The 19,706-nt window shown below is 64.0% G+C and carries 17 protein-coding genes; 10 read left to right on the top strand and 7 right to left on the bottom strand.

All coding sequences use genetic code 11. The features are described 5' to 3' along the window. Nucleotides 1-34: 34 nt before the first annotated feature. The 3 genes from J2X57_RS00730 to J2X57_RS00740 all read right to left on the bottom strand — a co-directional run bounded on the left by J2X57_RS00730 (nucleotide 35) and on the right by J2X57_RS00740 (nucleotide 3,582). Nucleotides 35-1,972 carry a glycoside hydrolase family 76 protein gene (locus J2X57_RS00730; protein WP_309864334.1) on the bottom strand — a complete coding sequence of 646 codons (1,938 nt, stop codon included), beginning with the start codon at nucleotides 1,970-1,972 and terminating at the stop codon, nucleotides 35-37. Between the two features lie 232 nt (nucleotides 1,973-2,204). Further along, nucleotides 2,205-2,945, bottom strand: coding sequence for an alpha/beta hydrolase (locus J2X57_RS00735; RefSeq protein WP_309862618.1), 741 nt, complete (start codon nucleotides 2,943-2,945; stop codon nucleotides 2,205-2,207). Nucleotides 2,946-3,021: 76 nt separating this feature from the next. Further along, the gene (locus J2X57_RS00740) at nucleotides 3,022-3,582 is read right to left on the bottom strand and encodes a TetR/AcrR family transcriptional regulator (protein WP_309862622.1); all 561 of its coding nucleotides are present in this window, start codon (nucleotides 3,580-3,582) and stop codon (nucleotides 3,022-3,024) included. 83 nt (nucleotides 3,583-3,665) lie between these two features. On the opposite strand from J2X57_RS00740, the gene J2X57_RS00745 reads away from it, so the two are divergent. Next, nucleotides 3,666-4,400, top strand: a complete 735-nt coding sequence (locus J2X57_RS00745; protein ID WP_036112804.1) for an SDR family oxidoreductase — start codon at nucleotides 3,666-3,668, stop codon at nucleotides 4,398-4,400. Between the two features lie 22 nt (nucleotides 4,401-4,422). Here J2X57_RS00745 and J2X57_RS00750 read toward each other — a convergent pair whose 3' ends face one another. Then, complete coding sequence (locus tag J2X57_RS00750; RefSeq protein WP_309862625.1) at nucleotides 4,423-4,788, bottom strand: hypothetical protein; 366 nt, start codon at nucleotides 4,786-4,788, stop codon at nucleotides 4,423-4,425. A 194-nt stretch (nucleotides 4,789-4,982) separates the two neighbouring features. On the opposite strand from J2X57_RS00750, the gene J2X57_RS00755 reads away from it, so the two are divergent. The 4 genes from J2X57_RS00755 (at nucleotide 4,983) to J2X57_RS00770 (ending at nucleotide 11,096) form a co-directional block, all read left to right on the top strand. Then, nucleotides 4,983-6,266, top strand: a complete 1,284-nt coding sequence (locus J2X57_RS00755) for a hypothetical protein (RefSeq protein ID WP_308846834.1) — start codon at nucleotides 4,983-4,985, stop codon at nucleotides 6,264-6,266. 50 nt (nucleotides 6,267-6,316) lie between these two features. Next, a complete protein-coding gene (locus J2X57_RS00760; protein ID WP_309862630.1) occupies nucleotides 6,317-7,384 on the top strand; it encodes a metallophosphoesterase in 1,068 nt (355 codons plus the stop codon). A gap of 177 nt (nucleotides 7,385-7,561) precedes the next feature. Next, nucleotides 7,562-9,058 (top strand): ATPase domain-containing protein, encoded by a 1,497-nt coding sequence (locus J2X57_RS00765; protein ID WP_036112810.1) that lies wholly within the window; start codon nucleotides 7,562-7,564, stop codon nucleotides 9,056-9,058. After that, nucleotides 9,045-11,096 carry a PAS domain-containing sensor histidine kinase gene (locus tag J2X57_RS00770; RefSeq protein ID WP_239709050.1) on the top strand — a complete coding sequence of 684 codons (2,052 nt, stop codon included), beginning with the start codon at nucleotides 9,045-9,047 and terminating at the stop codon, nucleotides 11,094-11,096. Before J2X57_RS00765 ends, J2X57_RS00770 begins: the two co-directional genes overlap by 14 nt. Here J2X57_RS00770 and J2X57_RS00775 read toward each other — a convergent pair. Both J2X57_RS00775 and J2X57_RS00780 read right to left on the bottom strand, forming a co-directional pair. Beyond that, entirely contained in the window at nucleotides 11,044-12,588 is a 1,545-nt protein-coding gene (locus J2X57_RS00775) for a cryptochrome/photolyase family protein (protein WP_043694268.1), read from the bottom strand. The genes J2X57_RS00770 and J2X57_RS00775 overlap by 53 nt on opposite strands. Nucleotides 12,589-12,634: 46 nt before the next feature. Continuing rightward, the gene (locus tag J2X57_RS00780; protein WP_156108721.1) at nucleotides 12,635-13,108 is read right to left on the bottom strand and encodes a hypothetical protein; all 474 of its coding nucleotides are present in this window, start codon (nucleotides 13,106-13,108) and stop codon (nucleotides 12,635-12,637) included. A 214-nt stretch (nucleotides 13,109-13,322) separates the two neighbouring features. Between J2X57_RS00780 and J2X57_RS00785 the strand changes: the two genes are divergently transcribed. The 3 genes from J2X57_RS00785 (at nucleotide 13,323) to J2X57_RS00795 (ending at nucleotide 15,441) form a co-directional block, all read left to right on the top strand. Beyond that, nucleotides 13,323-13,745: a substrate binding domain-containing protein gene (locus J2X57_RS00785; protein WP_309862637.1), complete on the top strand. Its 423-nt coding sequence runs from the start codon at nucleotides 13,323-13,325 to the stop codon at nucleotides 13,743-13,745. Between the two features lie 239 nt (nucleotides 13,746-13,984). Next, nucleotides 13,985-14,281: a hypothetical protein gene (locus J2X57_RS00790; protein WP_036112821.1), complete on the top strand. Its 297-nt coding sequence runs from the start codon at nucleotides 13,985-13,987 to the stop codon at nucleotides 14,279-14,281. 203 nt (nucleotides 14,282-14,484) lie between these two features. Then, the gene (locus J2X57_RS00795) at nucleotides 14,485-15,441 is read left to right on the top strand and encodes an NAD(P)-dependent oxidoreductase (protein WP_081907458.1); all 957 of its coding nucleotides are present in this window, start codon (nucleotides 14,485-14,487) and stop codon (nucleotides 15,439-15,441) included. Here J2X57_RS00795 and J2X57_RS00800 read toward each other — a convergent pair. Further along, entirely contained in the window at nucleotides 15,415-16,614 is a 1,200-nt protein-coding gene (locus J2X57_RS00800; protein WP_309862641.1) for an MFS transporter, read from the bottom strand. The genes J2X57_RS00795 and J2X57_RS00800 overlap by 27 nt on opposite strands. Before the next feature lie 119 nt (nucleotides 16,615-16,733). Between J2X57_RS00800 and J2X57_RS00805 the strand changes: the two genes are divergently transcribed. Both J2X57_RS00805 and J2X57_RS00810 read left to right on the top strand, forming a co-directional pair. Beyond that, nucleotides 16,734-17,345, top strand: a complete 612-nt coding sequence (locus J2X57_RS00805; protein ID WP_043694256.1) for a TetR/AcrR family transcriptional regulator — start codon at nucleotides 16,734-16,736, stop codon at nucleotides 17,343-17,345. A 165-nt stretch (nucleotides 17,346-17,510) separates the two neighbouring features. Next, nucleotides 17,511-19,688, top strand: a complete 2,178-nt coding sequence (locus J2X57_RS00810) for a TonB-dependent siderophore receptor (protein ID WP_309862646.1) — start codon at nucleotides 17,511-17,513, stop codon at nucleotides 19,686-19,688. Nucleotides 19,689-19,706: the final 18 nt, after the last annotated feature.

Below are 19,706 nucleotides of genomic sequence, written 5' to 3' on the forward strand. Positions count from 1 at the left end.
TCCCGTCCCGTGACGAGGACGGAGGCCCTTCAGCCTACTGGAGTATGTTCGCCGTCACGTGGTAGACGCGACCGCCCCAGCCGTCGTCGGGGAAGGCATCGGACACTTTCAGGTACACGGGCTTCGACCCGTCTGCCGCCGCGCCGAGGTACGGGGTGAGGTCGATGGTGCGGTCCGCCTTGTTCGAGCCATCCGTGACCGGCTGCGACTCCTGAAGCACCGTGGTCCAATGCGCGTTGTCCTGGCTGACCTGCACGAGGAATTCGGCATCGATGGTCAGCGTGACATGCGCGGCGGAGGTGTCCGCCGGGAACGGGAAGCGATACGTGAAGTGGGCATGGCCATCGGCGAAGCGGTTCTGCACGCCGTTGCTCTGCGACCCGCCCGCGTCGAACAACCAGGGGTTCTCGTCGACCGTGCCGGTATCGAAGTCGATCGCATGGGCAACGAGCACGTCGGCCTGCGTCGTGAAGCGTAAGCCCGCCGCTTTCAGATACACCGTCACCATGTGGTGTCCATCCGCCGCTTTGCCAGGCACGGTGACGTTCAACGGCAGCTTGCCGCTGACCGGCGCCGAGATGCCGTGAGGCTGAAGGGCAAGCAGATTCGCACGTGGCGTCGCGTTCCATCCCGAAGGTACGTCGACCGAGGCGAGAGCGAGCACGGGGAGGAAGCCGGTGGCCGAAACGCCGAGGTCGACGGGAATCTTCGTCGTGCCGGATGCCGACGGCATGATGACCGGTTGTGCCGGAGACAGCGTCGCCGCCAGCGACTCAAGCGGTGTCGCGGCGGGCACATCGCCAATCAGCGCGCTGAGCGCGCTAGCCTGCGTACGCCAGTCGAAGACGTTGGGATGATCGTTATCCGTCGCTCCGGACCAGCGGGTGCCGAGTCGTCCCGCCGCGTCGCGATCGTTCGCCCAGACGCTTTGCGCCTGGTGGTCCAGGAAGGTGGCATAACGGGGGTCATGCGTGGTGTCGACCAGATCGGTCCAGTAGCGCGTGAAGATGCCCTTGAACTGCTTGCCATTGTCGTCGCAGGTCTGATCGGCTGCGTCGCAGCTCTCGGTGAGGATGCCATTGGTCGCTAACGCGTCCGGTCCGATCGCCGCGTCCGCAAGGCGCTTCACTGCCGCCAGGATCTGTGCATCCCCGGTCGCGCGATACAGCTCCAGGCCCCCGCCCATGGCGAGCCCCTGGTTGTAACTCCAGACGGTCTGGCCGTTATTGGTGCATGCGTTGGTCAGTCCGTCGTTGACCAGTCCGTCGGCATTGACCATGCCGCTGCCCTGGAACCAGGTCCATGCCGTCTTCGAACGGCCCAGCCACAACGTGTCGCCGGGAATGCGGTTATGCAGTTCGGCGGTGAGGCGGATCCACAAACCGTTGGTGATGGCATTCTTGTACGTGCGCTCGCCGTCCCACCAGACGCCACCACCACAGGTGCCGGTGTCCCAGTAGCCGTTGACGTAGTTGGCGATGGTGACCGCCATGGCAAGGTACTTGGGATCCTTTGTCAGGTCATAGGCCTGCAGCCAGGTCAGGGCCCACCATTCCGAATCGTCGATCGCCCGGCTGGTGAAGTTGCCCAGCAGCGGATCGCCCGACAACACGCCGGCGGGAAAGGCGCCCTTGTCCTTCTCGAACGTGTTGTCCAGCTGACCGAGGTAGCGGCGGTCGCCGGTGCGCTGCATGTAGTCACCGATGGTCTGCAAGGCGACGGCGGAGTTCCACCAGCTGGAGGGGAACCAGGCCTTCACGGGATCGTAGGTGGCCATCAGCACGTCGGCTGCCACACGCGCACGCGCAACGGCGGTCGGACCGTCGACTTGCGGCCCGGTCAATGGCGCGTGTTCCGCGGCGGCAGCAGGCAAAGCCGCTGCCATGGTCGCAAGGCTTGCTATGGCCAGCAGCGATTTGAAACGGGCACGCGTCGGCACCAGCCGATGCGCGATCGGCTTGAACTTGATCATCGGATTCACTCACCGCTCCTCAGGGATACCCACAACCCATCTGTCCGTCACCGGACCGTGGGTGGTCATCCAGTGGGGAAACGTGCACGCAGGGCGCCGTTTTCGACAGGTCTGAAGAGGCGTCGGCTCGTGCGAGTCGGCGAAGTGTCGCAGAGGTGGTTCGTTGAAAATGAGAACCAGGTCAAGGCAGCGCGGTGCTTTCAACGGTAACCAATTTAATCCCGGCTCGCGATCAGCTGAGTTCCTTGATGATGGCGACGACGGCGGCGGCGACGGCCTCGGGTGCTTCCAGAACCATGAGGTGCCCGGCGCCTGGAATGGTGATCGTTCCTGCGGCCATGGCGACGAGACGCGGCGGCACACCGAGCGCACCCACCGACTTTGCGCCCTGGATGAGATAGGTGGGAACCGATGCCATGACGCTCGCGACGGCCATGGCGTACCCGGGATGCACGGTCTCGACGAGCAGGGCACGCGCCATGGCATGTATCGCTTCGGCGGACTGGTGAGCGAGCCAGTCTTCGAGACGTGCCAGCTGTTCGGTGTCGAACGCCATCCGCTCCTGCGCGACGAACGCGGCCGGGTTGGCGCGAGCTTTCTCCAGCCACGCACGTATCGCATCGCCCGACATGGGGGCCAGGCGCGAGGAGAGGAATGCGTCGCTTGGCGCGAGGTTTCCTTCCGCACTGACCAGACCTGCGACACGCCCGGGCCAGGCCTGGGCAAAGCGCACGCACACGGCCGCCCCGCCCGAGTGGCCCACCAGCAGCACCGGCGTGTCGCCGAATCGCTCGGAAATCTGACGTTCCAGGTGCTCGACCTGGTCGGCCACGGACTGCGGAAGGCGATGCGCGAACTCACCGAAGCCAAGAAGATCGGGGCTGATGACCCGCGACGGATCGAGTCCCGCGCGCAATTCCGGAAAACGCAGATGGCCGATGAAACCTTGGACGTAGACGACGGGCAGAGGCATTCGGCGGTCCTTGCAAGGAGATGCAAAAACTTATCACGCACGCCGCCCAAAAGGGTTCGTGTCAGCGGCCTCGGCGTTACGGCGAGCGAGGCCTCGCGGTCAGCAGGGCATCGGCAATGACGTCGAACAAATGCGCCGCTTTCGGGGCAAACGAGGGCTGGTCATTGAGCCAACCCAGCGCCGCGATGAGTGACAGCAGATCCGCCCCGTCGATGTCCTTGCGGGCCAGTCCCGCGTCCTGGGCACGCAGCAACAGTCGGGCACCGTCCGCGCGAACCTTCGTGCACGAGGCATGTAGCGCGGAGTTTTCATCGTCCATCGCGGTAGCCATCAGGTCGACGACGCCGCGGAAGGTGTGGGTGAACGCGACCGCCAGCCGTGACCATGTCAACAGCGCCTCGTCGGGAGCGCAGGTGGCTTCGATGTCGGTCGCCTTCCGTGTCAGCTCGTCCATGGTGGTGCGCAACAAGACTTCGAGTAATGCCTCGCGTGTGGGGAAATGGCGGTACAGCGTCCCGAGACCGACCTCCGCCCGCCGCGCGATATCGCGGAGTGACGCATCCGCGCCCTGTTCGGCGACGACCTCGGCGGCGACGGCCAGTACCTGATCGTAATTTTTCTTCGCGTCGGCTCGCATGGGCTTCCATTGACAAGTGGAGCGGTGCTCCATATATTGAATCGGAGCACTGCTCCATTAAATATAACTCAAGAGGAAAGGCCATGGGTAAGCTGGACGGTAAGGTCGCGGTCATCACGGGTGGCAGCAGCGGTATGGCGCTGGCCACCGCGCAACGGTTCGTGGAAGAAGGGGCGTATGTGTTCATTACCGGGCGCACCAAAGCGACGCTCGATGAGGCCGTGAAGCTGATCGGTCGCAACGTGACCGGCGTGCAGGGCGATGCGGCCAATCTTGACGATCTGGACCGCCTTTACGACACGGTGAAGCGCGAGAAGGGCAAGGTCGACATCATTTTCGCCAGCGCTGGCACGGGCGAGTCGGCCATGCTCGGTGACATCACCGAAGAACATTTCGACAACGTCTTCGGCCTGAATACGCGCGGCACGCTTTTCACGGTGCAGAAGGCTCTGCCGTTGCTGACCGAGGGCGCATCGATCGTGCTGAACGGATCGATGGTCGTGGTCAAAGGATTCCCGTCGTTCGGCGTGTATTCGGCAAGCAAGGCCGCGTTGCACGCGTTTGCGCGCACATGGCTGAATGAGCTCAAGGACCGCCGGATCCGCGTCAACGTGCTGCATCCCGGACAGGTGCGCACGCCGATTCAGGAAAAGCTGTTCGATGAAGCGACGATCCGTCAGTTCGAGTCGATGATCCCGCGGGGCCAGATGGGCACGTCGGAAGAGATCGCGAAAGCGGCTCTCTTCCTGGCATCGGACGATTCGACCTACGTCAACGGGGTTCAGCTCTTCGTCGACGGCGGGACGTCGGCGATCTGATTTCAGGCGCCTTGCGGCCTGGTCACGGAGCCGCGTGGCGGCTGAGCAGGCCGTAAGGCGTGATGGCATCGCGCAGGGATGCCGAGGTCATCGCGCCGTAGGGCAGAACGGTCTCCGCGGAGGACATCGCTTCGTGGCTCACCGCGCCGTAGGGAAGCACCGTCTGCGGCGCTGCGTGCACGTCGTGTCCGACGGCTCCGTACGGGAGCAAGGTATTTGCCCCGTTCGGCACATACAACACGGCAGGCGCCGTGTCCGTATTCGCGGGAGCCATCTGCTGCGATGCCTTGCGGACCTGCGGCGCGACGACAAGGAGGCCAGCGGCAAAAACCAGTGCGGCCAGGGGGAGCGCACGCGACGGCGTGCGGGCGAGGGCGGTAGTGTTCATGGTGTTTTCGACTTGGGGCGTTCGCCCCCGGTTGCTTCTGTGAGCGTAGAGCGTGCGCGGCAAGCGCGTTCCAATCCAATCGTTACTTGCTATGGGGGCGATAGCGAAGACAAATGAGCCTTCGCACGTCACCCAGTCTTGTAAGACGGCCGCCTATGGATAGACTAGGGGTTCACCAGGGGAAGGGAACAGGGATGTACTGGCATAAGCGTGTGTTTATCGCGTTCGTCTGCGTGCTGTCGGCAACTGCGCTTGCGCAGGACGGTCCTGCGCGTCAAAGCAGTTCGGCGGGCGCCGCCGCTACCCGTCCAGGCGGGTTACTGCACCATACGACCGACGCCGAGAAAGCGGTCATCGGGGACATGGCGCGCTTCGATGCCGAACCCGATCGTCTTGCCCGCTGCCTGCATTACCCGGATCCGCGGGACGTGCACTGGGATCACCGCGAAGTCGACTTGCTGTGCCACTTCCAGTTCGACCCCTTGATGTCGCTCGGGCAACTTCAGCAGGCCTTCGATGCGAAGGGCCCCAGGGCTCTGGAGCGATATTTCGACGGTTTGCTGAGAGATCAGGCTCGCATCGAGACCTCGTGGAAGCTGGACGAGGCTTTCCTGCGTACCTTCTCGTGCGCGTGCAAGGAAGCGCGCGATCTTGCCGATGCCTGGCTCGCGCGTTCGCCCGATAACGTCTGGGCGCACGTTGCCAGCGGTCTGCAGCATGTAGCCGCGGCCGGTGAGGCGCGCGGGGGCGCCTTCAGCCAGGACACCTCGGACGAGCGGTTTGCGCGGATGGCACAGCTTGACGCGAGAGGCGCTGAAGACCTGCAGCGAGCCCTCACCGCTGTACCCCATCTGACGCCAGCCACGTACGGCATGCTCTGGGTCGAAGCGCGCGAGGGCGAACGGCTGGAAGCGAGGGAGCGCCTCGAAAAGGCTCTGCACGAACATCCCGACAATTTCATGTTGCATGAGGAAGCGGCCAGGCTTCTTCAGCGTAAATGGGTGGGCTCGGACGCCGATCTCCTCGCCGAGCAGGAACGTGCACGGGCGGCCGGCGCGATCAATCCGTTGCTGATCCTCATCGTGAGCCAGATCGAGTGGACGCGACGCTCGTGCGGCGACGAATGCGCATGGAGCACGGCCGACCTGGAGGCGATGAACCAGATCGGTCCGAGCCTGCCCGTCATGCGACAGATCGCACAGCGGCGCGCACGCGCCGGCGGCCCGGCGGACGCGGCGATCTACGCCACCGAGGTGCTTCGCATGTCACCCACCTCCGAAGTAGCGAGCCGGACCGAGCGCGGCCTCGCCCGCCTGTCGATGAATGATGTGAAAGGCGCCGAATCCGATGCGGAAGCCGCACTCGCGGCGAAGCCCGATTTCGAGCGGGCGCTCCAGCTGATGCAACTGATCACGATGCGGCACCGGTTCGACAGCGGACAAGGCCCCGACAGACTGCGTAAGCAGCCCACCATCTGAGCGGCCACTGCCGGTAAACTCGTCGTTTGACAGACGGGCAGGGAGCGGCCATGACGCGCATCGCAGCACTTTTCGACGGCCCGCTTGACCTGATCGGCGACGTCCACGGTGAGATCGACGCGCTGAGGGATCTGCTGTACCGGCTTGGCTATGGTCCGGACGGCACGCACCCCGAGGGGCGTCGGCTGGTCTTTGTCGGCGACCTCTGCGACCGCGGTCCCGACAGTCCCGCCGTGCTCGACCTGGTCAGCGGGCTGGTGGAGAGCGGACACGCGCAGTGCGTGCTCGGCAACCACGAACTGAACATTCTCTGCGGCGCCATCAGAGAGGGCAACGGATGGTTCTTCGAGCACGACCACGATCGTGCGGAGGGGAAGTTTCACACGTCCGCGGCTGTCGACCCGACCATGCGTTCACGGTATCTCGCTTTCCTGGAAGGGCTGCCGCTGGCCCTCGAGGGACCTGGACTTCGCGTGGTGCACGCCTGCTGGCACGCGGATTCGGTCGGAAGGGTGCGGGCGGCTTCCGTCACTGGTACCACCGCCATGTTCGACCAGTGGGAAGAGGAACTCGAAGCGAAACTGGAGGCCGACGGTGCATTCGTCGGTGCCCGTGACGAGCGGTTGGCGTTCGGCGAACTCATGCATGATCCGAACGCCCTGATGCCCATGTTGCCCAACACGGCGGTCTTGGACGAGACGCGCCAGATGGCCAACCCCATCCGGGTGCTGACCTCCGGGGTCGAGCGTGTCGGTACCGCGCCGTTTTACAGCAGCGGAAAATGGCGCATGGTCGAGCGCGTCGCCTGGTGGAACGAATACGCCGACGATGTGCCGGTCGTGATCGGTCACTACTGGCGCTGGCCGTATCCGGTCGATCGCGCCGCGTTCGGCAAGGGTGGTCCGGACCTCTTCGGCGGCGCCTCCTTTGACGAACCGTTGGGAGCGCGAAAGAACGTCTACTGCATAGACTATTCGGTCGGTCGGCGGTTTCAGGAGCGGCTGCGGGGCACGGACTTCCAGACGCGACTCGGCGCCCTGCGCTGGCCCGAGCGAGAGGTTGTCTTCGATGACCTGGCCACCGCTGGAGTCGCAGGATCGGTCGCGCGCCGCGGTTAGCGCGACGCGAAAACGTCTTCACCATCGGTTCGGTCGATCGCACACAAATGTGAAGACGTGTCGATTATTCGGCTGCCGCATTTGCCGTCGAGAAAGTGGGGAATTCGGTTACCATGGCCTCTGAACAGGTGCGCCGCCCAGGCTGCGGACCCCCGTCCGTCCCGACCTGGTTCCCCCATGCCTCTTCCCCGTATGACGACCGGTACCGCCGGGCTGGACACGATCCTCAAGGGCGGGTTGCCCGTCGACCGCGTCTACCTGCTGGAAGGCCAGCCGGGCTCTGGCAAGACGACCCTTGCCCTGCAGTTTCTCCGCGAGGGCGTGCGGAACGGCGAGCGCTGTCTTTATGTCACCCTCTCGGAAACCACGGACGAACTGACCGAAGTGGCGGCCTCGCACGGCTGGTCGCTGGATGGGATCGACCTTTTCGAACTGGCCTCCGCCGAGGCCGTTCTGGGCGACGGTCGTCAGCAATCGATCCTGCACCCGTGGGAGATGGAGCTCGACGGCACGGTCCGACTGATCCAGGCGGAGGTCGAACGCTTCAACCCGAGCCGCATCGTCTTCGATTCGCTGTCCGAACTTCGCCTGCTGGCCCAGGATGCGCTGCGTTACCGTCGTCAGGTGCTGTCGCTCAAGCAGTTTTTCGCGCCACGCAACATCACCGTGATCCTGGTCGACGACCTGACCGGTGAGGGCGGCGAGCGTGATGCGCACCTGCACAGCCTTTGCCACGGCGTGCTTTCGCTGGAGCGCCTGACCCTCGATTTCGGCGCGGCGCGTCGACGCATGCAGGTGCAGAAGCTGCGCGGTGTGGATTTCATCGCGGGTTACCACGATCTGTCGATCGAGACGGGTGGCATGCGCGTTTATCCGAGGCTGGTTGCTTCGGATCATCACAGGCCTTTTGTCGGCGACGCGGTGCCCAGCGATATCGCCGAACTCGACGATCTGCTGGGAGGCGGCCCGCTGCGAGGTACCAGCACGCTGCTGACGGGGCCCGCAGGGTCGGGGAAAACCAACGTCGCCCTGCAGTTCGTCGCCGCCGCCTGCCAGCGCGGTGAGCATTGCTGCATTTTCGAATTCGACGAGCGTACCGGGACGTTGCTGACCCGGGCCGACGCGCTCGGCTTCGACCTGCGGCCGCATATCGAAAGCGGTCTGCTCGAGCTGCGCCAGATGGACCCCGCGGAAATCTCACCCGGTGAGTTTGCCTGGAGTGTCCGCGAATCCGTGCAGGACAAGAATTGCCGGGTTCTGGTCATCGACAGCCTCAACGGATACCTCGCATCGATGCCGCAGGAAAAGCAGCTGATGCTGCAGATGCATGAACTGCTTTCCTTCCTCAACCAGGCAGGCGTACTGACCTTGCTGATCAACCCCCAGCACGGTCTGGTCGGCACGATGTCGACGGGTAACCTCAACGTCAGCTACATGGCGGACACGGTCATCCTGTTCCGTTTCTTCGAAGCCCAGGGGCGTATTCGCAAGGCGTTGTCGGTCATCAAGAACCGCAGCGGCGCGCACGAAGACACCATTCGCGAATTGCGCATCGACAGTCAGGGTTTGCGTCTGAGCGCGCCGCTGTCCGATTTCCGTGGCGTGCTCACGGGTACGCCCGAATTCCTGGGAAGCCCGGCGCCCTTGCTGGATGAGCTCAGTGCCGTTCAGTAAGACGGTCCTGCTGCTGGCGCCTTACGGACGCGACGCGGAGAGCCTGGCGTCCATCATCGGCGAGAACGGCTATCGATCGGCGATTGCCTCCTCGCTCGAAGACCTCGCGCAGCGCCTCGACGACTCGGTGGGCGCTGTGCTGCTCACGGAGGAAGCGATCGCCGGTGACCCGGCGGCGCTCGTCTCGGCACTGCGCCATCAGGAATCGTGGTCCGACATTCCCTTCGTGCTGCTTCGTGCGCCGCGTTCCGCAGGTCCCGGTAAGCGTGCGGCGCTGCCGGACGAAGCCCTGAACGTCGTCGAGCTCGAGCGCCCGCTGAGCGCCGCTTCGCTGGTCAGCGCCGTCACCTCGGCGCTGCGCGCGCGGCATAAGCAGTTCATCATTCGCGACCAGATGGTGCGGCTCGAGGAAAGCCAGGCGCTGCAAGCCGAGAGCGAAGCGGAGCTGCGCCTGATTGCCGATTCGATCCCCGTATTGATCGGGTTCGTCGATACGAACCTGGTTTACCGTTTTGCCAACCTCGCTTACGAGGAATGGTTCGGCGTGCCCGTGAAGGAGATCCTCGGTCGGCGCATGCCGGATGTACTGGGACCCTTGACGTGGGCTGAGCGAGGCGAAGCGATCGACCGTGCGCTGCATGGACGTCCCGTGCGCATGGAGGTCAACTGGCCGCGCCGTGACGGTCGCCGGCGCGACGCCGAAATCCGTTATCTGCCTCGGTTCGATGCCGATGGCCGTGTCGACGGATTCCACATCTTCGCCACCGATGTCACGGTGCGCAAGGTCGCACTCGAAGCGACGCAGCAGCAGGCGGCTCTGCTCGAGTCGCGGGTCGCGGAGCGCACGGCCGAGCTGAAAGCCGAAATGGCCGCGCGCGAAAGCAGCGAGGAAGCCTTGCGGCAGGCGCAGAAGATGGAGGCGGTCGGCCAGTTGACTGGAGGCATCGCGCATGACTTCAACAATATGCTCACCGGCATCCTGGCCGCGATGGAGCTGATGCGCATGCGCCTGGATGCGAAGCGCTACGAGGGCCTCGATCGTTTTCTGGATATCGCCTCGACATCGGCCCAGCGGGCCGCGGGGCTCACGCAGCGGCTGCTGGCGTTTTCCCGCCGTCAGTCACTGGACCCGCGCCCGGTCGATGTGGAAGTCCTGGTGCGCTCGATGGAAGATCTGCTGACGCGGACGCTCGGCGAGCGCGTGCAGCTGCATATCGACCTGGGGCATGTGCCGCATGCGATGGTCGACCACAACCAGCTCGAGAGTGCGCTGCTCAATCTGGCGATCAATGCGCGGGACGCGATGCCCGAGGGTGGTTCGCTGTGCGTCAGGACGACGGTCGAAACGCTTCCCGACACGTCGGACGACACGGTGTACGTGGTCATGTCCGTCACCGATACCGGCACCGGCATGGACGCGGGCACGCTGGACAAGGTATTCGAACCGTTCTTCACGACCAAGCCGATCGGACAGGGCACGGGGTTGGGCATGTCGATGATCTACGGCTTTGTCCGGCAGTCGCATGGACATGTCCGCATTACCTCCGCCTTGCGGCAGGGTACGACGGTACGGCTTTATCTGCCGATGGCGACCGGGACCGAGGTTGCACCCGAGCAGGGTCGCGCTGTCGTGTTGCAAGGTGGCGGTCAGCGCATCCTCGTCGTGGAAGACGATGTGCAGGTACGCTCACTCGTCACCGAGCTGCTGGAACAGCTGGGTTACGACGTGGAGGCCGTGGAGTCCGCGGATGCCGCGCTTCCCCTGCTTGCCTCCGCACGTCCTCTGGACCTGCTGGTCACCGATGTGGGGCTGCCTGGACTGAACGGCCGCCAGCTTGCCGAGATCGCCCGCCAGTCGAGGCCTGAATTGCCTGTGCTGTTCATGACAGGCTACGCGGCGACCACCGCGACGCAGGGGGAGTACCTCGATGTCGGCATGACGCTCATCACCAAGCCTTTCAGCCTGAGTGCGCTGAGTTCGGCGGTCAGCGCGATTCTGGGGAGTACTCGATCCGCAGTTGCCGCGCACGGGACCTGATGGCTTCGCGCTGATCTTCGCTCAGTCGTTCGAGCGAGCGCCACTGCAGAGCCGCGCGTGGATGATTCCAGAATCGCGCCCGGTGGCGGTCGAGGAAATCCCAGTAGAGCGTCGTGAACGGGCAGGCGTTATCGCCGACCGCTTCGCCCGGCTTGAAGCGGCAATCCGTGCAGTAGTTGCTCATGCGCTCGATGTAGCGGCCCGATGCCGCGTACGGCTTGGATACCATGCGGCCGCCATCGGCGAACTGGCTCATGCCCAGTGTGTTGGGTGCTTCCACCCATTCGACGGCGTCGACATAGATCGCGAGGTACCACTCGTGGATCTGTGCCGGCGCGACGCCGAACAGGAGCGCGAAGTTGCCGGTGACCATGAGACGCTGGATATGGTGGGCGTAACCGGTCTGCAGCGTCTGGGTGATCGTTTCCCTCATGCAGTGCATGTCGGTGTCACCGGTCCAGTAAAAGGCTGGCAGCGGTGCGTCGGCGCGCAACGCGTTGGAGGCCAGCAGGCGCTCCGGCGATAGCCAGTAGACGCCACGCACGTATTCACGCCAGCCCAGGATTTGCCGCACGAAGCCTTCGATCGACGAAAGACTGACCTCGCCGCGATGGTAACGGCCGAGGGCGGCGTCGATCACCTCGGCGGGCGACAGCAGGCGCAGATTCATCGAGGTCGACAGACGTGCATGGTAAAGCCACGGCTCGCCGGTCCACATCGCATCCTGCCAGTGGCCGAAGGCGGGCAGGCGGTGGTCGAGAAAGTCGGTGAGTGCCTCCAGTGCCTGCTCGCGGGTGACCGGCCAGTCGAACCGGTCGAGTTCACCGGGATGGTCCGGCAGCGTGGCCTCGATATCGTCGAGGGCGCTCTGGGTGATGGCATCCGGTTTGAACGCCCTCGGGCGTGGGACCCAACCGGGTCCTTGCCGACCGAAGCTGCCCCGGTTGTCGGCGTCGTAGTTCCACTTGCCGCCGACGGGCTTTCCGTTCTCGAGCAGGATGTCATGCCGCTGGCGCATCCAGCGGTAAAAGTTCTCCATGCGCAGTTCGGTCTTGCCTTTGGCCCATTGGGCAAAGTCATCGACCGAGACGAGGAAGTGGCGATCGGGCCGCTCGACGTATTGCACGCCGCATGCGGCGGCCACTGACTGGATGCCTGTACGCAGGCGGTGTTCGCCGGGACGGATGACGATCAGGCGTTCGGGCTTGAGGTGCTGGAGGGTTTCTTGCAACAGCGCGGTGAGGTCGTCGGGGCCGGCGTCGTTGAGCTTCGCGTAACGCAGCGGAAACCCTTCTCGCTGAAGTTCGGCTGCAAAGTGCCGCATGGCAGCGATGAACAGGGCACTCCGCGCCTTGTGCGACCACACGTGTTCGGATTCGCCGCGTCGCTCGGCTATCCAGACGAGATCGGTCGCCGGATCGAAGTCATCGAAGGCGGAGGAGTTCCGGTTGAGCTGGTCACCGAGGACGACGACGAGGTGGCGAATGGTCATCGGTGGAGTTTATCTCCGCCGGGAGCCATCCCGCCGCCTCAACCGGTCAGAGCAGCGTGCACGCCCCCGCGGTAGCGCGGCCGCTGGCGAACGTCACGCTGGAGCACAGCACGCGGACCGCCGTGCCGGCTTTCAGCATCGAAACGCCCGACCACGCGTCGGCGCCGAGAACCATTCTGGGATCGGTCGCGCTGCCGCCACTTGCCAGCGTCAATACCGGAACACCCGGACCGTCGGCGTCGACGCTACGAACGTCACCCGTGATTTCCAGCTGTCGATGAGCGAAGTGCTTCGCGGCGACATCAGGATCCGCGGCAAAGGCGCCGGCCAGATCGCCGGCCGAAATCGCTTCCTTCGCCTGCATCGGCGGCCTGGCCGCGTGATGGCCCGCCACGACGGCTACCTGCCTGGAGGGCGGTTGAACCGAATCCTCGCCGGAAGGATGGCTTCGGCAGCCGCCCAGCAAGGCGAGGCCTGCAAGGGCTACGGAAAGGATGAGGGGGTACTTTGAGGTGTTCATGGGGGCTCCTGGCGGCCAAGATGGGGGCCGCCGTCGCCTTTTCCAGAGGGCACCTCGCAGGTTCAGGCGACCAGGACGGCCTTACTCCCGTCGGACGGGGCGTATGCCATGGCCTCGTCGATCTGGTCGAAGGCGAATTCCTTGCCCAGCCGGGTCCGGAACAGGGGATCCCCGATCACGCCGCCGAGCGCTCGCAGTGCGGCAACCAGACCTGTTGACCGAAACGGAATTCGTGATCGTGGCGAGCCCAGCGTATCTCGCCGAACACGGTGTTCCGCAGCGGTTGTCCGATTTGGACAAACACAGCTGTATCGTGTTCGCGCGTGGTCGCGAGCGTCGCCCGTGGACCCTGAAACAAGGACGGGAAACCGTCGCGTACGTGCCGCATGGGTCGCTGGTCACAGGCGATGCCGAACACGTGCGGGCAGGCGTGCTCAGTGGGCTTGGTATCTCCCAGGTACCGATGTGGCTGCTGGCAAAGGAAGTGCTTTCCGGCGAGGTGCAGGTGGTGCTGCCGGAGTTACAGCCCGCACGCATACCCGTGCATGTCGTTTATGCGGCGGGCCGGCGCATCCCGATGCGCGTCCGGGTGTTTATCGATTATCTGGTGGAGGCGTTCGCCGCGGCTGAATCCTGAAGGTCTTTCCCGATCGCTCCCAGCAGTCCCACCATCCATCGGGTTTCCGCCGTATCCATCATGGGTGCGAGTGCGAGCAGGTTGCAGGTCATCGGCTGCATGTCGAACGGCAGCTCGAAGAGGGTCAGTGGTGTACCCGGATTCGCCACGACGACGATCGTCTTTCACCGGGCGACGAAAACATCTAGGCGGAGGGTATGGCACCATGCTTCTCACGGCACATCCTGAAGGAGCGGGTTTTGGCAAAACGTCTGTCGGTTGGCAAGCGCAGGCTCGGTGCAGCGCTTGGCGCATCACTCAGCATCTTCGTTGCCATCATGATCCCGACGACCGGGAATCTCTGGTCCATGTGCGGCATGTTGCTGCTCTGCTGGAACATCGCGTTCACGCCTGGCCCATCGATCGCGACGCCGCTGGGCGAAGTTTACGAGCGCGCGCGGGCCGGTAGTTTTCGCACGTCTACGACATCGAAACTCGTCAGCCTGGCGGGCATGCTTCTGATCGTCGTTGGTACGTATTACACGTACGCCCGGTGACGATGCAGGGCGCATCCGTTAAGTTCGTACATCGTTCCACTCCAGGGCGTGATTCCGTACAAACATGTAAGTTCAACATGCGGGAATGTCAGTCGTTGGGCAATGGATTTGGCCGCACCATGGTATTTCAGGCCCCATGGAGTAATCGATATGAATTTTCGCATGAACATTTGTGTACGTATCGGCCCCGCTAGGGCGCTCCGATGAGGGTGGCGTGGATCGGCCTGGGCAGCATGGGCGCCGCGATCGTTCCCCGCCTCGTGGCAGCCGGACATCGCGTGTCCGTATGGAACCGTTCGCGGGAAGCGATGGATGCGCTGGACGGCGTTGAAAGGCTCGAGCGAGCGGCGGACGCGTTCGGGCACGATGTGGTGATCAGCATGCTTGCCGATGATCGTGCGGTCCGCGACGTCTTGATCGAGAGCGGTGCCATTTCACGTGCTGGAAGGTCGACAATCCACATCGTGATGTCGACGATTTCGCTGGCGCTCGTGCAGCAACTCAAAACCTTGCATGACGAAGCCGGGATGGCTTATGTCGCCGCGCCTGTCTTCGGCGTACCGGCGGTGGCAGCTGCCGGAGCGCTCAATATCCTGGCCGCGGGATCGGAAGAAGCGATTGCATCGGCCCAGCCCTTGTTCGACGTGATGGGTAAAACCACGTGGCGTCTCGGTGCGGATCAGCGCATGGCGCATGTTGCGAAGATCGCCGGCAATCTGATGATTACCCAGGCCATCGAGTCCATGGCTGAAGCGACGGCGCTCACTGAAGCGTACGGCTTATCGGCGGACGTCTTCCTCGGCGTGGTGACGCAGACAATGTTCGCCAGTCCGAGCTATCAGCGCTATGCACATAATATCGCCCACGGCTCGTACGAACCGGGTTTCAAACTTTCCCTGGGACTGAAAGACGTCAATCTTGCGCGGGATGCGGCGGAGTCCGCTGCACTCGAGCTCCCCGCGATGAGCGTCGTGCGTGAAAGCCTTTCGCGAGCCGCGTCCGCCGGTCTCGGTAACGAGGATTGGTCCGCGCTCGCGAAAGTCGTACGTGGGGAGGTAAGCGGGGAGAGCGCTACCGTGACAGATGAGTGCGGTGTGCGCGGGGCGGGCAGGGCCGCCGTGCCGCCACGGCCCTTAGTGCGCGATGACCGGCCCGGATGACTGCCGCGCCCCTGGCGGGAAGCCGTGAGACCGTGCCGCGAACGCAATAGACAGTGCGGCGAGCGCGAGGACCAGCGTGGCCCACGGAAACGACACCGCTCCGAAGTGATCGAGCAGGACGCCGCCAAGCAGGCCGCCGCCGGCGATCGCGCTGTTCCAGGTCACCACGTTCATCGACAAGGCGACATCCGCCGCATCGCCTGCCGCATCGGCGAGGGCGGTCTGCAGGAGGGTGGCGGCACCGCCGAAGGTCAGTCCCCATACGGCGACGGCCGCGCATACCACACCGGGCGATCGCATGCCGAAGCCCAGCGCGAGACATGTCGCCGCGAAGACGGCGAGACTGCCAAGAACGGAAGGCCGCAGACCCCGGTCCACGGTACGACCGGTCGCGTAGATGCCTGCCAATGCCGCTACGCCGAAGACGAGAAGCAGCTTGTCCAGGTCTCTCAGCAGGCCGGAAGGTGTCGCCAACGGAGCGATGTATGTATAAAGGATGTTGTGTCCGAGCATCCAGGTGAGCACGACGCCCAGGACAGGGCGCACACCGGGCATGCGTAGTACGGCGCGCAGGGCGTGCGATGACTTGGCTGGTTGCCCAGCGTAATCAGGGACCTTCAGTAGCACCCACGCGATCAGCACGAGCGTCAGGCCTGACATGCTGCCGAAGGCCCAGCGCCATCCGATGGCTGCCCCCAGCCACGTTCCGACCGGCACGCCCAGCGCCAGTGCGATCGGGGTACCCACCATCGCCAGTGCCATCGCCTTGCCTTGCTGGGCGACGGTGACCATGCGTCGCGCATAGCCTGCCAGCAGGCTCCATGCAAGACCGGCCGCGGCACCGGCGAAGAATCGGGCGACCAGTGTCAGCGTAAAGCTGGATGACCACGCCGTAAGTGAGTTGAAGACGAGGAAGCCAACGATCGACAGGAGGAGCACGCTGCGCCGCCGCCAGTTCTGCGTCGCGACGGTCAGGGGAATGGCCGCGATCAACGAGCCCGCGGCATAGGCCGTCACCGTCTGTCCGGCCGCGGAAGCATCAATGCCCAGACCGTCGCCGATCTGTTTCAGCAGCCCGGCGGGAAGGGTCTCCGTGACGATGCAGGTGAAGCCGGTCATCGCGAGGGCGAGTAACGCGGCTATGGGGAGCTTGGGGTCTGAAGGCTTTGCCACCGGAATTCCTGAATTGATCGAGTTGTGTATCAGTCGATACAAAAGTAGGCGGTGGCGGTCTCGTGGTCAAGGACTTCTGTATCGAGTAGTATATAAATCATCCAACGGAGGACCTTTCGATGGCTCAGATGGGGCGACCGCGCGGCTTCGATCGCGACGCCGCGGTAAAGCAGGCGATGCACCTGTTCTGGGAGCGTGGGTACGAATCCACCTCGCTGAACGACCTGAAAGCAGGTATCGGCGGCGGGATATCGTCGCCAAGCCTTTACGCGGCTTTCGGTTCGAAGGAGGGTCTGTTCCACGAGGCGGTCGAGCTGTATCTCGCGACGCACGGGCAGGTCATGGAATGCCTGTGGGACGCATCGCTGTCGCCACGTGAGGCCATCGAACAGTCGCTGCGTCGCTCAGCGCGCATGCAATCCGAGCGTGGCCATCCGCGCGGCTGCATGATCGCGCTGGGGGCGATGGGCGCCTGCTCGCCGGAGCACGCCGACACCGACAAGCCGGTGAAAGCCGCACGTGAACGGAATAAGGCGGGGCTGCTCGCCTGCGTGAGACGCGGCATCGCACAAGGCGACTTTCCCGCGGAGCTGGACGCCCAGGCAACCGCTATGGCGCTTTACGGCTTCCTGCTGGGCATGTCGACCATGGCGCGTGACGGCGCGTCGCGCGCCATGCTGGAAGGCGCGGTGAGCCGGATGATGGATCTCTTAGGACCGGCACTTAAGTAGCTTCTGCAAAGAAAGCTTAGTTTTTTGCTGATGCGAATGCATTCGATTTGCGTTAAGATCTCGCCGCGAAACGATGAGCCAGCCCTGCGGCAAGCCCTAGTCGTCACATGAATCGGGACGGCAAGACGGCCGTTCCATGGGTTTTGCTTGCCTGGGGTTTTAGCCATGTTTCATCGTTCATCGAGCCAACTGCGGCTGACTTTGCTTTGCCTTGCCCTCAGCGCGGCGCTGCCCGCGATGGTCCACGCCGAAACGGCCGTTGAGGACGCCGACAAGGACGCCAAGGACAAGAAGACGACCACCCTGGACACGGTCAACGTGAAGGGCCAGGCCGTCTCGGTGTACACGACGGACCAGACCAGCGCGACCACGCGCCTGCCGCTGACCCTGCAGGACACCCCGCAGTCGATCAGCGTGATCACCGAGCAGCGGATCAAGGACCAGAACCTGACCAACCTGCGCGACGTGCTGGACAACACCACGGGTGTCTCGTCCACGGCGTACGATTCCGAGCGCGTCGTGTTCTGGTCGCGCGGCTTCCAGATCGAGAACATGTCGTACGACGGCGTGCCGATCGCATCCAGCCTGAACATCAGCTCGGCCGACTCGTCGCTGGACACCTCGATCTATGAGCGTGTCGAAGTGATACGCGGTGCGACCGGTCTGCTGAGCGGCGCCGGCAGCCCGTCGGCCAATATCAACTTCGTGCGCAAGCATGCCGACAGCCGTACGGCCGAAGCCGATGTGAGCGTCAGCTACGGTTCCTGGAATACCCAGCGCGAGACCGTGGACGCCTCCGTCCCGCTGAACAGCTCCGGCAGCGTGCGCGGCCGCTTCGTCGCGGCGCATGAAGACGGCGACTCGTATCTCGATCGTTACCATACCCAGAAAAACGTGGCCTATGGCGTCATCGATGCCGACCTTGACGACAACACCACGCTGAGCGTGGGCTATGACTGGCAGAAGACACGTCCGACAGGCGTCACCTGGGGCTCGTATCCGGTGTACGACGACGCCGGCGGTTTCATCCAGTGGCCTCGCAGCTTCTCGCCGGCGGCGGACTGGACCCACTGGAACAACACGACGCAGACGGCGTTCGTCGACCTGAAACACAGCTTCGACAACGGCTGGCAGCTGCACGCGATGGCGAGCCACCGCAAAACCGATGCGGACTCCGCGCTGTTCTACGTTTACGGCTGGCCCAACCGCGACACGGGCGAGGGCATCACGCCGTACGCGTACAAGAGCTACCAGCGCGGCAGCCAGAACAATGTGGACCTTTATGCGTCCGGTCCGTTCAGCGCCTTCGGTCGCGAGCACGAACTGGTGGTTGGCCTGACCGACTCGCACTATCGGACCGATTACTTCGACTACCCGCATGGCGACCTGCCGGACGTGGGTAATTTCCTCCAGTGGACAGGCGACTATCCGTATCCGGATTTCTCGTCGTCGAGCGAGCGAGTGTCGATCGCCCGGACCGAACAGAGCGGCGCGTATGCCGCGGCGCGCCTGTCGCTGGCTGACCCACTGAAGCTGATCGTCGGTGCACGCTATGCCAGGTGGAAAAATGACACCAACGACAGCACGGCGGGGATCTATCACGAGACCGCCAGCAAGACGATCCCGTACGCCGGCCTGATTTACGACATCACGCCGACTTACTCCGCGTTCGTCAGCTACACCCAGATCTTCGATCCGCAGAACAACCGCAAGGAAGACGGCGGCTTCCTCGAGCCCGTGCTGGGCACGAGCCGCGAAGTGGGCGTCAAGGGTCGTCACTTCGACGGTGCACTGAATACCTCGCTGGTCTTCTTCGAAACCCGGCAGGACCATGTGGCCGACGCGCTTACGGGCGTCTACCTGCCGGACGGCATCACCCAGGCCTACCGGTCGGTTGACGGTACGAAGTCGCGCGGCTATGAGTTCGAGGCATCCGGCGTGCTGTCGCGTGACTGGAACGCGACACTCGGCTGGTCGCACTTCAACGTGAAATCGCCGGACGGCGGTGCGCTGCGTCCCTCGTTGCCACGCACGCTGGTTCGCCTGTTCACCTCGTACACGCTGCCGGACGCATGGAGCGGGCTCACCGTGGGTGGCGGTGTGAACTGGCAGGGTCCGTCGAAGGCGTATGTCGACGGTGCCAACGGGCCGAACGTGCTACGCCAGTCGTCAGTGACGCTGGTCAGCGCGATGGCCCGCTACGCCTTCAACGACCGCGCATCCGTGCAGTTCAACGGCGATAACCTCCTCAACAAGAAGTACTTCGTGCTCGACGATTCCAGCGACCTGTATTACGCGCCGGGCTCGACCTGGACGCTGTCGTTCAACTACAAGTTCTTCTGATAGAACGTCTCGACAAGC

The sequence above is a fragment of the Luteibacter sp. 1214 genome, from assembly GCF_031455395.1.
Lineage (GTDB): Bacteria > Pseudomonadota > Gammaproteobacteria > Xanthomonadales > Rhodanobacteraceae > Luteibacter > Luteibacter mycovicinus.

Bases quoted from the DNA above. Each gene is read 5' to 3' on its own strand.
- J2X57_RS00730 (WP_309864334.1), bottom strand. From the start codon at position 1,972: ATGATCAAGTTCAAGCCGATCGCGCATCGGCTGGTGCCGACGCGTGCC.
- J2X57_RS00735 (WP_309862618.1), bottom strand. From the start codon at position 2,945: ATGCCTCTGCCCGTCGTCTACGTCCAAGGTTTCATCGGCCATCTGCGT.
- J2X57_RS00740 (WP_309862622.1), bottom strand. From the start codon at position 3,582: ATGCGAGCCGACGCGAAGAAAAATTACGATCAGGTACTGGCCGTCGCC.
- J2X57_RS00745 (WP_036112804.1), top strand. From the start codon at position 3,666: ATGGGTAAGCTGGACGGTAAGGTCGCGGTCATCACGGGTGGCAGCAGC.
- J2X57_RS00750 (WP_309862625.1), bottom strand. From the start codon at position 4,788: ATGAACACTACCGCCCTCGCCCGCACGCCGTCGCGTGCGCTCCCCCTG.
- J2X57_RS00755 (WP_308846834.1), top strand. From the start codon at position 4,983: ATGTACTGGCATAAGCGTGTGTTTATCGCGTTCGTCTGCGTGCTGTCG.
- J2X57_RS00760 (WP_309862630.1), top strand. From the start codon at position 6,317: ATGACGCGCATCGCAGCACTTTTCGACGGCCCGCTTGACCTGATCGGC.
- J2X57_RS00765 (WP_036112810.1), top strand. From the start codon at position 7,562: ATGCCTCTTCCCCGTATGACGACCGGTACCGCCGGGCTGGACACGATC.
- J2X57_RS00775 (WP_043694268.1), bottom strand. From the start codon at position 12,588: ATGACCATTCGCCACCTCGTCGTCGTCCTCGGTGACCAGCTCAACCGG.
- J2X57_RS00780 (WP_156108721.1), bottom strand. From the start codon at position 13,108: ATGAACACCTCAAAGTACCCCCTCATCCTTTCCGTAGCCCTTGCAGGC.
- J2X57_RS00795 (WP_081907458.1), top strand. From the start codon at position 14,485: ATGAGGGTGGCGTGGATCGGCCTGGGCAGCATGGGCGCCGCGATCGTT.
- J2X57_RS00805 (WP_043694256.1), top strand. From the start codon at position 16,734: ATGGCTCAGATGGGGCGACCGCGCGGCTTCGATCGCGACGCCGCGGTA.
- J2X57_RS00810 (WP_309862646.1), top strand. From the start codon at position 17,511: ATGTTTCATCGTTCATCGAGCCAACTGCGGCTGACTTTGCTTTGCCTT.